Annotated in this window: 14 protein-coding genes and 1 tRNA gene; 9 read left to right on the forward strand and 6 right to left on the reverse strand. The window is 62.8% G+C overall.

The features are described 5' to 3' along the window. The first annotated feature begins 2 nt into the window (after window positions 1-2). Window positions 3-491 (forward strand): nitrate reductase cytochrome c-type subunit, encoded by a 489-nt coding sequence (locus F753_RS26740; RefSeq protein WP_023443862.1) that lies wholly within the window; start codon window positions 3-5, stop codon window positions 489-491. Between the two features lie 10 nt (window positions 492-501). Then, on the forward strand, window positions 502-1,098 hold the full coding sequence (locus F753_RS26745) for a cytochrome c3 family protein (protein ID WP_023443863.1): 597 nt from the start codon (window positions 502-504) through the stop codon (window positions 1,096-1,098). 108 nt (window positions 1,099-1,206) lie between these two features. On the opposite strand, the gene dcd is transcribed toward F753_RS26745, so the two are convergent. After that, on the reverse strand, window positions 1,207-1,773 hold the full coding sequence (gene dcd / locus F753_RS26750; protein ID WP_003302346.1) for a dCTP deaminase: 567 nt from the start codon (window positions 1,771-1,773) through the stop codon (window positions 1,207-1,209). 329 nt (window positions 1,774-2,102) lie between these two features. On the opposite strand from dcd, the gene F753_RS26755 reads away from it, so the two are divergent. Further along, window positions 2,103-2,312: a cold-shock protein gene (locus F753_RS26755; protein ID WP_003282211.1), complete on the forward strand. Its 210-nt coding sequence runs from the start codon at window positions 2,103-2,105 to the stop codon at window positions 2,310-2,312. Window positions 2,313-2,414: 102 nt separating this feature from the next. Here F753_RS26755 and apbC read toward each other — a convergent pair whose 3' ends face one another. Beyond that, complete coding sequence (gene apbC / locus F753_RS26760) at window positions 2,415-3,509, reverse strand: iron-sulfur cluster carrier protein ApbC (RefSeq protein WP_023443864.1); 1,095 nt, start codon at window positions 3,507-3,509, stop codon at window positions 2,415-2,417. A 174-nt stretch (window positions 3,510-3,683) separates the two neighbouring features. Between apbC and metG the strand changes: the two genes are divergently transcribed. The 5 genes from metG (at window position 3,684) to F753_RS26780 (ending at window position 8,928) form a co-directional block, all read left to right on the forward strand. After that, the gene (metG, locus tag F753_RS26765; protein ID WP_023443865.1) at window positions 3,684-5,726 is read left to right on the forward strand and encodes a methionine--tRNA ligase; all 2,043 of its coding nucleotides are present in this window, start codon (window positions 3,684-3,686) and stop codon (window positions 5,724-5,726) included. Between the two features lie 61 nt (window positions 5,727-5,787). After that, window positions 5,788-6,000 (forward strand): cysteine-rich CWC family protein, encoded by a 213-nt coding sequence (locus F753_RS48885; protein ID WP_084799355.1) that lies wholly within the window; start codon window positions 5,788-5,790, stop codon window positions 5,998-6,000. Then, window positions 5,990-6,682, forward strand: a complete 693-nt coding sequence (locus F753_RS26770; RefSeq protein WP_023443866.1) for a pseudouridine synthase — start codon at window positions 5,990-5,992, stop codon at window positions 6,680-6,682. The genes F753_RS48885 and F753_RS26770 overlap by 11 nt, the downstream gene beginning before the upstream one ends. Before the next feature lie 80 nt (window positions 6,683-6,762). After that, a tRNA-Gly gene (locus F753_RS26775) sits at window positions 6,763-6,836 on the forward strand. A 238-nt stretch (window positions 6,837-7,074) separates the two neighbouring features. Beyond that, window positions 7,075-8,928, forward strand: coding sequence for a tyrosine-type recombinase/integrase (locus F753_RS26780; protein WP_023443867.1), 1,854 nt, complete (start codon window positions 7,075-7,077; stop codon window positions 8,926-8,928). A gap of 47 nt (window positions 8,929-8,975) precedes the next feature. On the opposite strand, the gene F753_RS26785 is transcribed toward F753_RS26780, so the two are convergent. Continuing rightward, the gene (locus tag F753_RS26785; RefSeq protein WP_031297129.1) at window positions 8,976-9,602 is read right to left on the reverse strand and encodes a LysR substrate-binding domain-containing protein; all 627 of its coding nucleotides are present in this window, start codon (window positions 9,600-9,602) and stop codon (window positions 8,976-8,978) included. Between the two features lie 106 nt (window positions 9,603-9,708). Here F753_RS26785 and F753_RS0124585 point away from each other — a divergent pair, with 106 nt between their 5' ends. After that, window positions 9,709-10,008, forward strand: a complete 300-nt coding sequence (locus F753_RS0124585; protein WP_025297657.1) for a helix-turn-helix domain-containing protein — start codon at window positions 9,709-9,711, stop codon at window positions 10,006-10,008. A gap of 26 nt (window positions 10,009-10,034) precedes the next feature. On the opposite strand, the gene mobH is transcribed toward F753_RS0124585, so the two are convergent. The 3 genes from mobH to F753_RS26800 form a co-directional block, all read right to left on the reverse strand. Next, window positions 10,035-11,885 carry a MobH family relaxase gene (gene mobH / locus F753_RS26790; RefSeq protein ID WP_023443870.1) on the reverse strand — a complete coding sequence of 617 codons (1,851 nt, stop codon included), beginning with the start codon at window positions 11,883-11,885 and terminating at the stop codon, window positions 10,035-10,037. A gap of 202 nt (window positions 11,886-12,087) precedes the next feature. After that, a complete protein-coding gene (locus tag F753_RS26795; protein ID WP_023443871.1) occupies window positions 12,088-13,008 on the reverse strand; it encodes a nucleotidyl transferase AbiEii/AbiGii toxin family protein in 921 nt (306 codons plus the stop codon). Next, complete coding sequence (locus F753_RS26800; protein WP_031297130.1) at window positions 13,001-13,759, reverse strand: type IV toxin-antitoxin system AbiEi family antitoxin domain-containing protein; 759 nt, start codon at window positions 13,757-13,759, stop codon at window positions 13,001-13,003. Before F753_RS26800 ends, F753_RS26795 begins: the two co-directional genes overlap by 8 nt. Window positions 13,760-13,852: the final 93 nt, after the last annotated feature.

Raw genomic sequence — 13,852 nt, forward strand, 5'->3', positions numbered from 1 at the left:
CCATGAAATTTCGCCTACTGCCGCTGACCCTGCTCGCGGTGTTCGGACTGGCCGTCGCCGCCGAAACCAACTACCCGCTGGATGCACCAGCCCCGGACGGTCGCCGTCCGGGCGGGACCATTACCCAGGAATTCACCCCACCGAAACTGCACGACGAGGAAAACAAGGATGCCCGGCGCGAGCGCAACTATCCGGAACAGCCGCCGACCATTCCACACAGTATCCGTGGGTATCATGTCGACAAGAATGCCAACAAATGCCTGCCCTGCCATAGCCGGGCCAATAGTGCCCGCGCGCAGGCGCCGATGATCAGCATCACCCACTACACCGATCGCGACCAGCAGACCCTCGCCGCAGTCGCGCCGCGACGGTACTTCTGCACGCAGTGTCATGTGCCGCAGCACGATGTGGAGCCGCTGGTGGAAAACACCTTCAAGAACATCGACGAACTGCTGTACCGGGAAACCTCACCATCCACCAACGGAAACTGAGGGGGCCTGGATGAAGTCGATCAAGTCGTTTTTCAAACGCTACTGGGCCGTTCTGCGCAGACCCAGCGTCCACTACAGCCTGGGGGCGCTGACCCTCGGCGGGTTCATCGCCGGGATCATTTTCTGGGGTGGCTTCAACACCGCCCTTGAAGCCACCAACACGGAGGCGTTCTGCATTTCATGCCACGAGATGGAAGACAACGTGTACATGGAAATCAAGGACACCATTCACTACAGCAACCGTTCCGGCGTCCGCGCCACCTGCCCCGATTGTCATGTGCCGCACAAGTGGACCGACAAGATCGCGCGCAAGATGCAGGCGTCCAAGGAGGTCTGGGGCACGATTTTCGGCACCATCAACACGCGCGAGAAATTCCTCGACAAGCGCCGTGAACTGGCCGAACACGAGTGGGCGCGACTTAAAGCCAACGACTCGCTCGAGTGCCGCAACTGTCACGACTTCGGCTACATGGACTTCACCCGCCAAGGCAAACGGGCATCGGAGTTCCATTCCACCGCCCTGGCCAGCGGCGAGGCAACCTGTATCGACTGTCACAAGGGCATCGCGCACAAGCTGCCGGACATGAGAGGCGTACCGGGCTGGTAAGGGTAAATAGTGCTTGGCAGGTTTACCGGCCAAGCGCTCGCAGGCTCCACCGATGCAAAAAAAAAGCCCTGACCACTGGTCAGGGCTTTTTTGTATCGCTCTTTGCCATCAGGCCTTGGGCAGCGTCACGCCACGCTGGCCCTGGTACTTGCCGCCGCGGTCACGGTAGGACACTTCGCACTCTTCGTCGGACTCGAGGAACAGCATCTGCGCAACCCCCTCGTTCGCGTAGATCTTGGCCGGCAGCGTCGTGGTGTTGGAGAACTCCAGGGTCACATGCCCTTCCCACTCCGGTTCCAGCGGCGTCACGTTGACAATGATGCCGCAGCGCGCGTAGGTGCTCTTGCCCAGGCAGATGGTCAGCACGTTGCGCGGGATGCGGAAGTACTCGACCGTGCGCGCCAGGGCGAAGGAGTTAGGCGGAATGATGCAGACGTCGCTCTTGATGTCGACGAAGCTCTTCTCGTCGAAATTCTTCGGATCGACCGTCGCCGAATTGATGTTGGTAAACACCTTGAATTCATCGGCGCAGCGCACGTCGTAGCCGTAGCTGGAGACGCCATAGGAAATCAGCCGATCGTTGCCCTCGGTGCGCACCTGGCGCTCGACGAAGGGTTCGATCATGCCGTGTTCCTGGGCCATGCGGCGAATCCACTTGTCCGATTTGATGCTCATGGCTGGCGTCCTGATTAGATGAAATGGGCGTGCGAAGACGCGCATCTTACCGAGCCTCGTGCGCGTGTAAAAGCATGGCCGCGATGCGCGCCGCAGAGCAGGTCACACCTCTACCGCGCCGCTCGGAGAAGAAATGCAAAATAAAGCTCGCTTTGCTCCAGAAAAAAGGTATTGTTACTGGGCTGCTGCTGCATGTGTCACCGTGAATCGCTACATGTTTAGATTTCGATCCAAATATCGATACGACTCCTATCTCCTTGCACACAGTGATGTTCGGACCTTTTCAGTCCGCACTTTATTTTTCAAAACTTGGTTCAAGGAGACATCAAATGTCCAATCGCCAAACCGGTACCGTTAAGTGGTTCAACGATGAGAAAGGCTTCGGCTTCATCACTCCGCAATCCGGTGACGACCTCTTCGTACACTTCCGCGCCATCCAAGGCGACGGTTTCAAGAGCCTGAAAGAAGGCCAGCAAGTTTCCTTCGTCGCTACCCGCGGCCAGAAGGGCATGCAAGCTGAGGAAGTTCAGGTTATCTAACCTGAGTCTTCGCTGAAAAAGCCTCGCTTCGGCGGGGCTTTTTTGTGCCTGCAATTTATCGCCGGGCGCGGGCGGTGACGCATGGCGTCACCGCCGCTAGGCTCAGTCCTCGGAAATGACGATCTTCGGCATCGACTGCGCGATGATTTGCCCACTCTGGGCGATACGGGCACCGACGGTACGCGCCACCTCTTGGTAAATCATCGCGATCTGGCTTTCCGGATCAGCTATCACGGTCGGCTTGCCCGCATCCGCCTGACTGCGAATCGCCATCGACAAAGGTAGCGATGCCAGCAGATCGACGTTGTACTGCGCCGCCAGCTTCTCGCCACCACCCTCACCGAACAGATGCTCCGCATGGCCGCAGCTCGAGCAGATATGGATGGCCATGTTCTCCACCACACCGAGCACTGGAATGTTCACCTTGCGGAACATCTCAACGCCCTTCTTCGCATCGAGCAACGCCAGATCCTGCGGCGTGGTGACGATGACCGCCCCCGTCACCGGCACTTTCTGCGCCAGGGTCAGCTGGATATCGCCCGTCCCCGGCGGCATATCCACCACCAGATAATCGAGATCGTTCCAGGCGGTCTGAGTGATCAACTGCAACAGCGCACCGGAAACCATCGGCCCGCGCCAGACCATCGGCGTCTTGTCATCGGACAGGAACGCCATGGACATGACCTGCACCCCGTGGGCCTCCAGAGGGATGAACGCCTTGCCATCGCGAATCTCCGGGCGCGTGCCTTCTGCGATACCGAACATGATGCCCTGGCTCGGGCCATAGATGTCGGCATCCAGCACGCCCACCCGTGCACCTTCGCGCGCCAAGGCCAGAGCCAGATTGGCGGCTGTGGTCGACTTTCCCACCCCGCCCTTGCCGGATGCCACGGCGATGATGTTCTTCACATTGGAAAGCGCCGGCACCTGATCCTGCGCCTTGTGCGGACGCACGACGCAATCGACCTGGACATCGGCGCGACTGACGCCATCCAGATGCTCGATAGCCATCGCCAGCATCTGTGCCCAGCCACTGCGAAACAGCGCAGCGGCGTAGCCCAACTCAAGCTGCACGCTGACCCTATCACCCTGCACCTCGATCGAACGCACGCAGCCGGCGCTCACCGGATCCTGATTCAAATGGGGATCGGTGTACTGGCGCAGGACGGTTTCCACAGCTTCGCGAGTGACGGACATGGTTACTCCTAGAAAGACCGAGCAAATCAGACAGGCATCTTACCCCGCACGCCGCTTCCGAGCCCAACACCAACCGGCACTGTCGACGCCGGGGATGGGCAGCGCGGGTGAAAAATACGCGCCGGGCCTTTATAGTTGCAGACTTTCTTTCGCAATTCCGACTGCAGATTTCCCATGTCCGAAGCTCGCCAGATTCTCGTTACCAGCGCACTGCCCTACGCCAACGGTTCGATCCACCTCGGCCATATGCTCGAGTACATTCAGACGGACATGTGGGTGCGCTTCCAGAAGCTGCGCGGCAATCAGTGCATTTATGTCTGCGCCGACGACGCCCACGGCTCGGCAATCATGCTGCGTGCCGAGAAAGAAGGCATCACGCCCGAGCAATTGATCGCCAACGTGCAGGCCGAACACGGCAGTGATTTCGCCGACTTCCTGGTGGACTTCGACAACTTCCACTCCACCCATTCGGAAGAGAACCGCAAGCTTGCCGAGCTGATCTACACACGCCTGCGCGACGCCGGCCACATCGCAACCCGCTCGGTGACCCAGTATTTTGACCCCGAGAAGGGCATGTTCCTCGCCGACCGCTTCATCAAGGGCACCTGCCCGAAGTGCGCGGCCGAGGACCAGTACGGCGACAACTGCGAGAAGTGTGGCGCCACCTACGAGCCGACCGAACTGAAAGATCCGCGTTCGGCGATCTCCGGCGCCACGCCAGTGCTGAAGGACTCCAAGCACTTCTTCTTCAAGCTGCCGGACTTCGAGGCCATGCTCAAGCAATGGACCCGCGGCGGTGCGCTGCAGGAGTCGGTTGCCAACAAGATCGCCGAATGGCTCGACGGAGGGCTACAGGAGTGGGACATCTCGCGTGACGCGCCCTACTTCGGCTTCGAAATTCCGGGTGAACCGGGCAAGTATTTCTACGTCTGGCTGGACGCACCGATCGGCTACATGGCCAGCTTCGAGAACCTGTGCAAGCGCCGCCCAGAGCTGAGCTTCGACACGTTCTGGAGCAAGGATTCGACCGCCGAGCTGTACCACTTCATCGGCAAGGACATCATCAACTTCCACACCCTGTTCTGGCCGGCCATGCTGGAAGGCGCCGGTTTCCGCAAGCCGACCGCGGTCAACGTGCACGGCTACCTGACGGTGAATGGACAGAAGATGTCCAAGTCGCGCGGCACCTTTATCAAGGCGCGCACATATCTCGATCACCTGAACCCGGAATACCTGCGTTACTACTACGCGTCGAAGCTGGGCCGCGGCGTGGACGACCTCGATCTGAACCTCGAAGATTTCGTGCAGAAGGTCAACTCCGATCTGGTCGGCAAGGTGGTCAACATCGCCAGCCGCTGCGCCGGCTTCATCCACAAAGGCAACGGCGGCATGATGGTCGACGCCAACCCTGAACCGGAACTGTGGGCAGCCTTCCAAGCCGCCGCCCCGAGCATCGCCGAGGCTTACGAGGCACGCGACTTCGCCCGTGCCATGCGAGAAATCATGGCGCTCGCTGACCGTGCCAACGCCTGGATTGCCGATAAGGCGCCATGGGCGCTGAACAAGGTTGAAGGCAAGCAGGCCGAGGTACAGGAAATCTGTGCACTAGGCATCAACCTGTTCCGCCAGCTGGTGATTTTCCTCAAGCCGGTGCTGCCCAACCTCGCCGCGGCTGCCGAGCAGTTCCTCAATGTTGAGCCGCTCACCTGGAACGATCATGCGACGCTGCTGGCCAACCACCAGCTCAATGCTTTCACTCCGCTAATGACCCGCATTGAACCCGCGAAGATCGAGGCCATGATCGAAGCATCCAAAGAAGACCTCGCATCCAGCGAAGCCGCAGCTGCCCCGGCGGGCAATGGCGAACTGACCAAGCAGCCGATCGCCGCGGAAATCAACTTCGATGCCTTTGCCGCGGTCGATCTGCGCATTGCACTGATCGAGAAGGCCGAGTTCGTCGAAGGCGCCGACAAGCTGCTACGTCTGACCCTGGACATCGGCGATGCCAAGCGCAACGTTTTCTCCGGCATCAAGAGCGCCTACCCGGACCCAAGCAAGCTGGAAGGTCGTCTGACCCTGTATGTCGCTAACCTGGCGCCGCGCAAGATGAAGTTCGGCGTTTCGGAAGGTATGGTCCTCGCGGCTGGCCCCGGCGGTAGCGAAATCTACCTGCTGAGCCCCGACAACGGCGCCAAGCCGGGCCAGCGCGTCATGTAAACCGGCGTTCGCGTGCCGGCCTCTCGAGCGGCACGCGAAACCCGGCGTTAACGGAAACGCTATGAGCGAGCCTGTAGATCCTTCCAACTGCCCGCTCTGCGGTCAGCCCAACCAGTGCGGCGAGTGCGACCCTGCCGCCGCCCAGCCCTGCTGGTGCTTCACGACCCCAATCCCCGATCACGTGCTCGAGCGCATTCCTGCCATGCGCCGAAATCAGGCTTGTATCTGCGCGCGCTGCGCTCGCAGCCAAACCGCTCGTCCAGATGCGCCTTGACCGCTACCTCGCCAATCGCGCACGTCTAAGTCGTCAGGACGTTCGGCGCCTGCTGGCCGAAGACCGAGTGCTGGTGAACGGCGAAACCAGCCGGATAGTGGATCTGGAAGTTCGTGTATTCGACCGAATCGAGCTGGACGGAGAGATGCTGCAAGCGGGGAAAGCGGCGCACTACCTGATGCTGCATAAGCCGGCAGGCTGCGCCAGCGCTACCCAGGACGCGACACACCGAACCGTGCTCGACCTGATCGACGAGCCGGACAAGCAAGACCTGCACATCGCCGGCCGCCTCGATTTCAATACCACCGGCCTTATGCTGCTCACCAACGACGGCCAGTGGTCTCGCCGCCTGACCCAGCCTACCAGCCTGCTGGGCAAGGTCTATCTGGTCGAAACCGAAGGCGAGATCGACCCGGCCTGCGTTGACGTTTTTGCCCAGGGCATGTATTTCCGCTTCGAAAACCTCACCACCCTGCCCGCTGAACTCGTACTGCTCGAACCCCGCCGCGCCCGTCTGACCCTGCACGAGGGCCGCTACCACCAGGTCAAGCGCATGTTCGGTCGCTTCAACAACAAGGTCACCGCCCTGCATCGCGAAAGCATGGGTCCTCTGACGCTGGACCTAGCACTGGAACCCGGCCGGTATCGATCGCTGACCGAGCAGGAGATCGCTCAGATCTGAACCCTTTTCGCCTGCCCGCCAGAAAAACCCAATGCCGCCCTTCATTTCGCCCAAGCCTTCTGGTAAAAAGGCACCCCTGAGCGGGCGTCGTATAATGGCATTACCTGAGCTTCCCAAGCTCATGACGAGGGTTCGATTCCCTTCGCCCGCTCCACTGCATCAATCTGCGGACTTCCGCAGAAGTCCAAGAGAGTCTACAAGTCGTTGCCTCACAAGGACTTTTCCTCTCTTTGATGTTCTGCCGTAGTCCACTGCGATCCGCCTACAGCCGGGACTTTTAAGTCCACAAACAAGTCCATTTTTGCGGGCGCGGCTGATTCCGGATTGTTGATGGAGGGGCGAGGTCGACGTGACCAGCATCTGGTTCCTGACTCATGTTCAGGAGCAAGAGCATGGCACTCTCAGACCTGGCCGTTCGACAGGCCAAGGCAACTGGCAAGGCATACACCCTCCCTGACTTGGATGGCCTCTCCCTGGCCGTCACGGCTGCAGGGGGCAGGACTTGGCACTTCCGCTACTACTGGGCGGGCAAGCAGAAGCGGATGTCGCTCGGCACCTACCCGGAGGTGACGCTTCGCGAGGCCCGCAGCCTGCGCGACGAAGCGCGCGCCCTGCTGGCCAAAGGCACCAATCCTCGCGTTCACCGCAAGCAGAAGCGCACCGCTGTCCGGCTCGCCGACGAAAACACCTTCGAGGCGGTGTATCGCAAGTGGCTCAAGCATCGCGGGCTCAGCCTCAAGGAAGGCCGGCAGACGACCCTCTCGATACTTCCGCGCATCTTCGACAAGGATGTGCTGCCCGCCTTGGGCAAGCGGTCGGTCTATGAGATCAAGCGTCCCGACCTCTTGGAGGTGATCGCCAAGATCGAGAAGCGCAAGGCGCTCTCCGTCGCCGAGAAAGTCAGGACGTGGTTCAACCAACTGTTCCGCTACGCGCTGGTGATCGTGCCGGGCCTGGAACAGAACCCCGCCTCCGATCTCGATGTGGTGGCGCTGCCGCTGCCACCCGTCAACCACAACCCGTTCCTGCGCATGGCCGAGCTGCCGAAGCTGTTGCAGAGGCTGCGCAGCTATCGCGGCAGGCGGCAGACCCAGCTCGGGCTGCGGCTATTGCTGCTGACCGGCGTGCGAACCGGCGAGCTGCGACAGGCGACGCCGGATCAATTCGATCTGGACCGCGGGCTGTGGATCATCCCGCCCGACGTCGTGAAGCAACTCCAGTTGGATATGCGCAAGAAGCGGCAGCAGCCAAAGGACATCCCGCCCTACATCGTGCCGCTGTCGATTCAGGCCATGGAGATCGTCCGGCACCTGCTGGATGAGTTCAAGCCGGCCCAGCGCCACCTGTTCCGACACGACAGCGACTTGAAGAAGCGCATCAGCGAGAACACGCTCAATGGTGCGCTCAAACGCATGGGCTATCAGGAACGCCTGACCGGACACGGTATCCGCGGCACGATGTCCACTGCGCTCAACGAGATCGGCTACCCGAAGGTCTGGGTGGATGCACAGCTCTCGCATGTCGATCCCAACAAGGTCAGCGCGACCTACAACCATGCCGAGTACGTGGAGCAGCGTCGCCGCATGATGCAGGACTGGGCCGATCGGCTCGACCTCTTCGAGCAGAACCAGGTCGAGGCGGCCAGCATGCCGCTCACCGTGCATCTGGAAGGCGTTCCCGCGTTCCCGAATGAGCAAACCGCAAGCGCACCCTCCACGCCGGTTGCCGCTTCGCCAATCCTGCTCGTGACGAAGCCCGGCGACGCCATGCCGTTGGTTTCTGCCGCCGCACATCGGCTGCCGGCGGTTCCGCCCCCTCGATCGGCCGCGCCGCTGGTGCCTTCGGACATTCAGCGCGAGAGGATGGAGCTGTTCGATGTCTTCGAGGCGCCGCACAACCTTCCCGTCGCTGCGTTTGCGAAGATGGCGGGCAAGTCCCGCAGGTGGATCAGCTACGAGATCAAGGCGGGCAACTTGCTGGCGTTGAACGTGGGCAACCGCGGCCAGCGGGTGCCGGACTGGCACCTCGACCCACTCAAGCACGAGCTGATCCAGTCCGTCCTCAAGCTGACCAGGGGTGCGGACCCTTGGCAGATCTACCATGCACTGCTGCAGCCGCGCTCGATGCTGCGGGGGCGTTCGGCACTGGAGGGCGTGACGGCCAGCAATCTCGACAAGCTCGTCATGGCAGTGAGCACAGCCGTGAAGGAAAGCGAATGGACCCCGCCGCGAGTCGGAGTCGCCTAGCAGCAGGAATGCGGGATCGTGGCGAAACCGCGATCCCCGCGCCTCTGTCAGGACACCAGGCGCGCGCGGCGGGCGAATCTGGCCTGGGTGTCCGACAAGGAAGCGTTGCGGCGCAGCAGGTAAGCCATCACGATCGTTGGTGCGCCGGCCAGCGGCCGCACGGCGATGCCTCGGCGTAGGTAGCTCGCCAGTCTCGCGGCAGGCGCAATGGCGATCCCGTACCCGGCGGCAACCAGCGTCATCGCCACATCGAATGTCTCCACCGTTTGCTCTCGCTCTTGCAGCGCGTTTTCGAACACACGCTGCACGGTCATGCGCCATGGTTCATCGGCCGTGGACTGCGAGCAGATCAAGGGCTGCTTGAGCACTTCCCCGCACGGCACTTCACGGTGGGCCAGCAGGTGGGAGCGCTTGGCCACGGCGACCGCCAGCGTGTCATGCCACAGCGGTTCGCATACCCAGCCAGGCCACTGCCGGGCAACCGCAGACAAGGCGAAGTCGAAGCCGTCGTCCGGCAGCTCCGCGCCTCGACCGGGATCTGTCCAGCCGGCCAGGACGGCATGAGTCTCCGGCTCTTCGGCACGCTGCAGGGCGAGCACGTCGGCGAGCTGGGGAGGCACCCATTCGCCGAGGACGGCCATGCGAATTTCGGCGGTAATGTCACTCGATTCCACGTCCAGCTCCCCCCAGGCGGTGAACTCGTGGCAACTGATCTCGAAGCCGTTGAATGAGTTAAGTTTAACGTGGTTTAAATCGTGACCGTGTTCGACGCTCTTGGCAATGCCAAAGCGTTCGATCCAAAGGGGCCGCCCCACCGGCACCACTACCTACGAAGCGGAACCAGCCATCGCGTTTGGGGCTGCCGTGCGGGAAGAAAGAACCAACCAGGGCATCGCTCAGGAAACGCTGGCCCACATGGCCGGCATCGAACGGTCGCACATGGGCAAGATCGAGCGCGGCGAGCATGTCCCCACGCTCCCTCTCATCCTCAAGATTGCCCGTGCGCTGAAATGCAGTTCCGCCCACTTGATGACTCTGACCGAAGCCAAGCTGGCGGAGTCGGCCCCATCCTCGGATTGAAGCCGGCCCGCACAGCGGTCGCATGCCTACGCCTGATCGTCGTCCTTGCCCCCAAGGGCTGAATCTTCGCGCTTTGCGGCCTCGTTGAGGAGCCGCAGGTATGGGTTGTCTGGCGGCGTCTCCTGGAACAGCGCATCCGGGCTGGCGAGCAGGTAGCCGTGCAGCCGGCGCGACTTGCGCGGCCCCGTGACTTCGCAGGTCCAGATGTTCAGCCCGCTGGGCTGCTTGCGGTGCTGTCCCAGCTTCTCGAAGCGCTTCTGCACCCACTGCCACCCCTCCAGCTTCTCCTGCTTGGCCAGGGCGGCGACTTGAAGGTACTCCTGCGCGTAGCGCTGGAACACGCCGGGGCTGACGAGATAGGTCGTACCGGCGACGGTATGCACCAGGGCCTTGGCGTCGTTGATGATGAGCTTGCGCGTCTGGACGCTCTGACGCAGCCAGGCCATGAAGTGCGCCCCAGAGGGCTCCGCGCGATCCTGGGAAGGCGCGAGGCTCATCTGCGGCGGGGGCATGGTCGAAGGGGCCGGCTTGGGCTCGGCAATAGGGGAACTCGGGATCTCCGGTGTCGCGGGTGGAGCGGTGTCGCCCAGCAGGTCGAGCAGCGCTGCGACGCCGGTGTCCATGGCTGCGGATGCGATCGGCGCCGCGCTCGCGGGTGCAGCTTCGGTGCCTTCCACGCGCGGCCCATCAGCCACCGCCGGCGCCTGCGGCGTCGGCTCCGCTTGTTCCTCTTCGACCTGCACACGGCCTGCGAACGGCGCCGGCCGGTCGGCGGCATCCCAGATCATCGCTGGCGAGAGTTTCAGGAAGGTGAATGCGTGCGACCAGCCGGCGTCGCTGGTGACGGTAGCCTTCCAGATCGCCTTGCCATCCGGCGTCGGTTGCACGATGCCGTGATCCTGCAGCACGTTGAACACCGCCGTATTGCTGGCCGGGATGCCGTCGATGCCCTGTGACAGCAGATGTGCGCGCAGCTTGTCGGAGACGGTCTTGCTCACCAGCCACAAGGCGTCTTGGGTCAGCCAACCGTCCGCCGGGCCGGCCTGGTTCAACTTGAACGCTTCCTTGAGCAGGTAGCGCAAGCCGTCGAGCAATTTGCGTTGCAGCGCATGCTTGGGCGCCGCCAGCGCCTTGCTGGGATCGCCGCCGAGTTCCTGGGCGACCGATGCCTGGTCGGCCTGCACGACCAGCTCGCCGAGTGTGCCGGCGTGCTCGTACTGGCCGGCCAGCACGTACAGCAGCGCGGCCCAGAGGTCGGGATAGCCGCTGAGCCAGTCGAAGATGTCCCGATCGAGAAGGTGCGCGTAGAGCAGCCCGGTGGCGGCGCTGTGCAGGCGGTATTCACGCTCCTTTCGGTAACGGAAGCGGTAGGGCTTTCGCAGTGGGCCGTGCCAGGGATGCCAGACGCTGCCGTCGGCATGCTCGACGTGCAGATCGACCGCAATCTTGCCGATGTCGTGCAGCAGGGCCGCGTAGGCCGTGCCTGCGGTCCAGGCCTCGGCCTGGGCCGCCTGTGCCTCCGGCGTGACGCCCGCGGGCAGCAGGTATGACTGCCGCAATTTCAGCGCATAGGCGACGATCTCCAGGCCGTGGTCCAGCATGCCGCCCGGATAGGCGTGGTGGTGGTTCTCGGAGGCCGGGAACTGCTGGACCAGCTCGGCGTAGCGCTCCAGTGGGGCGAGGTAGAGCGTGGCGAACTGCCGGCGCGAGAGCGATGTGCGCTGCCAGATGTGTTCCAGCAGTTTCTGCCGGCGCGGCGTGGCCAGCAGCGATGCGGCCGACTCCGGCCGCATCGACCCTTTCGGAGTTTCGATGGCGGATGTGGGCGGTGTGCCGGCGGCGGGTGGCACCCTTTTGCGCTGGAACAGCGAGAGCATGGCGAACCCCGGATGACGGGCTGCTCGGGGCGCCTTTTGGCCTTTTCAGGATAGGGCCTTTCCCCTTGGCGCCCTTCCTTTGCCCCTTCCCAGCCCTTTGGCCTTTGTCGGAAGCCTTTGGGTATAGGGCCGCTGCTTCGCGGGTGCCACGATGAATGCGGCATGGGGCAATCCCGGCAAGTGGGGCGCAGCAGGATGTTCGTCAGCTCTGGCCCAAGCCGGTGTCGAGGGCGGCGGATTGCGCTGCGAAGTCGTCGGGACGGCGCTTGCGGAAGGTTTCGAGATTGGCGAGCTTCCAGCGCAGTGCCGGTAGTTGCGCGGCGTGCTGGCACTGCACCAGCGACCAGTCCGGTTCTGCGCGCGCCAGCCCGCTCAGAAACTGCTTGTGCGCGGTGCTCAGTCGCTGTGGCAGCTCGCGCCGCATCCTGGCGCGAGCGTCGAGCAGTGTCTCCAGGGAGCAGTCCACTTCGGTCATGCCGATAAAGGCCCGCTCGTACTCGCCGGCGATGTCCTTGTCGTTGCCGAACAGCACTTCGTGGGGCGGCCGGTTGTGGCCCGCCAGATAGATCACGAAGCACTCGACCATGCCGTCGCTGATGTCGCCCGATTCGTAGAGCTGCCACACGTCGAACAGGTCGCGGGGGTGCTGCCGATCCAGCGCGGCCACCAGCTTGCTGGCGTACAGCTCGTCCGGTGCCAGAACCGGCAGCTCGAACTCGACGCCGAACAAATCGCTGGTCTTGGCGCTCAGCGGCCGCCGCTCGACGGGCAGCACGCTGCCTCGGAACACGACGTTGACCTCGATCTTCACCTGGCTGGCATCGTTCTCGACGATCAGCTTGGTGTCCCCCAGGTCCTTGGCGCGAACCAGGCGTGTCTGCACGCCCAGCGGTGCAAGGCGCGCGGCGATGGCGGCCAGCTCCTGGTTGATGGCTTGCAGCGCTTCGTCGCGCGGCGTCTGCCACGGGAGGTATACCACGTCGATGTCCACCGACAGGCGCGGCATGTCCCGCACGAAGAGGTTGATGGCCGTGCCGCCCTTCATGGCGAAGATGTCGTTGGCGAACACGTCGGGCGCGACGGCCAGCAGCAGGCGAACGGTGTCCGCGTAGGTCTTATCCATGAGGTCTCAGGCTCAGCAAGGTGCCGTCATCGAGCCGGCTCATCCAGCGCGTGTTGCTGCCGGTGCGAACCGGGTACTGCTCCAGCAGGGCATCCACATCCACGAGGCTGGTCTCGCGCGCCCAGGTGAGGAACAGGCGCACGGCCTTCACGCTGGCGCAGCAGGACAGCAGTTGTCCGAGCAAGTCCTTGCGGGGGGAACGCAGTCCATCGAAGATGTTGCGGGCCTCTTCGAGGCTCTGCTTGACGCCGGCTTCGTACAGCAGCTCCAGAACGGCACGCTCGGAGGCAGCCACCCGCAGATCCTCGGGCAGGCCAGGCGGCGTGGTCAGGGTCTTGCTGGCCAGCGCCGTGTCCGGCCAGTCGAACAGGCGGGCGTGGACGTAGCGGGCCGGAAAGCGCGAGGTGAACCAGGCTGGCAACACGAAACGACCGTCGCCCCACAGCACCAGCGCCTCCCGGCTGCCCAGGTTGTGCCGCACACCCTGCAGGGCCAGGGCGCTCTTGCCGCCGACGTGCAGGCCGGGCACGCGCTGTTGCAGGAACTTCAGCGCACCGTAGACCCCGAATTCATCGTTCGGGAAGGCATAGACGCCATGGGCCAGGCGCACGAGCCACCCGCCGTCGGCATAGTGGGCGGCGAGCTGGGGCGACACCCCGAACTGGCTCAGGGTGGCAAGGTCGAACGGCGCCCCGCGGGGAAGTCCCGCCTGCAGCCGCTTGATTAACTGGTGCCTAGAATTTCCATCCATGGTGTAAAAATAGCACGGAATCCAATCAGCCCCTAGAGCTATCGCAGGAACGTGCATGGAAAGTAGCATAAGGTTTGATTTATAGTGCAGAAT

It is taken from the genome of Stutzerimonas chloritidismutans AW-1, assembly GCF_000495915.1.
GTDB lineage: Bacteria > Pseudomonadota > Gammaproteobacteria > Pseudomonadales > Pseudomonadaceae > Stutzerimonas > Stutzerimonas chloritidismutans.

Excerpts from the sequence above, each read along its gene's own strand:
- F753_RS26740 (WP_023443862.1), top strand. The coding sequence starts at position 3 with ATGAAATTTCGCCTACTGCCGCTGACCCTGCTCGCGGTGTTCGGACTG.
- F753_RS26745 (WP_023443863.1), top strand. The coding sequence starts at position 502 with ATGAAGTCGATCAAGTCGTTTTTCAAACGCTACTGGGCCGTTCTGCGC.
- dcd (WP_003302346.1), bottom strand. The coding sequence starts at position 1,773 with ATGAGCATCAAATCGGACAAGTGGATTCGCCGCATGGCCCAGGAACAC.
- F753_RS26755 (WP_003282211.1), top strand. The coding sequence starts at position 2,103 with ATGTCCAATCGCCAAACCGGTACCGTTAAGTGGTTCAACGATGAGAAA.
- apbC (WP_023443864.1), bottom strand. The coding sequence starts at position 3,509 with ATGTCCGTCACTCGCGAAGCTGTGGAAACCGTCCTGCGCCAGTACACC.
- metG (WP_023443865.1), top strand. The coding sequence starts at position 3,684 with ATGTCCGAAGCTCGCCAGATTCTCGTTACCAGCGCACTGCCCTACGCC.
- F753_RS48885 (WP_084799355.1), top strand. The coding sequence starts at position 5,788 with ATGAGCGAGCCTGTAGATCCTTCCAACTGCCCGCTCTGCGGTCAGCCC.
- F753_RS26770 (WP_023443866.1), top strand. The coding sequence starts at position 5,990 with ATGCGCCTTGACCGCTACCTCGCCAATCGCGCACGTCTAAGTCGTCAG.
- F753_RS26780 (WP_023443867.1), top strand. The coding sequence starts at position 7,075 with ATGGCACTCTCAGACCTGGCCGTTCGACAGGCCAAGGCAACTGGCAAG.
- F753_RS0124585 (WP_025297657.1), top strand. The coding sequence starts at position 9,709 with ATGCCAAAGCGTTCGATCCAAAGGGGCCGCCCCACCGGCACCACTACC.
- mobH (WP_023443870.1), bottom strand. The coding sequence starts at position 11,885 with ATGCTCTCGCTGTTCCAGCGCAAAAGGGTGCCACCCGCCGCCGGCACA.
- F753_RS26795 (WP_023443871.1), bottom strand. The coding sequence starts at position 13,008 with ATGGATAAGACCTACGCGGACACCGTTCGCCTGCTGCTGGCCGTCGCG.
- F753_RS26800 (WP_031297130.1), bottom strand. The coding sequence starts at position 13,759 with ATGGATGGAAATTCTAGGCACCAGTTAATCAAGCGGCTGCAGGCGGGA.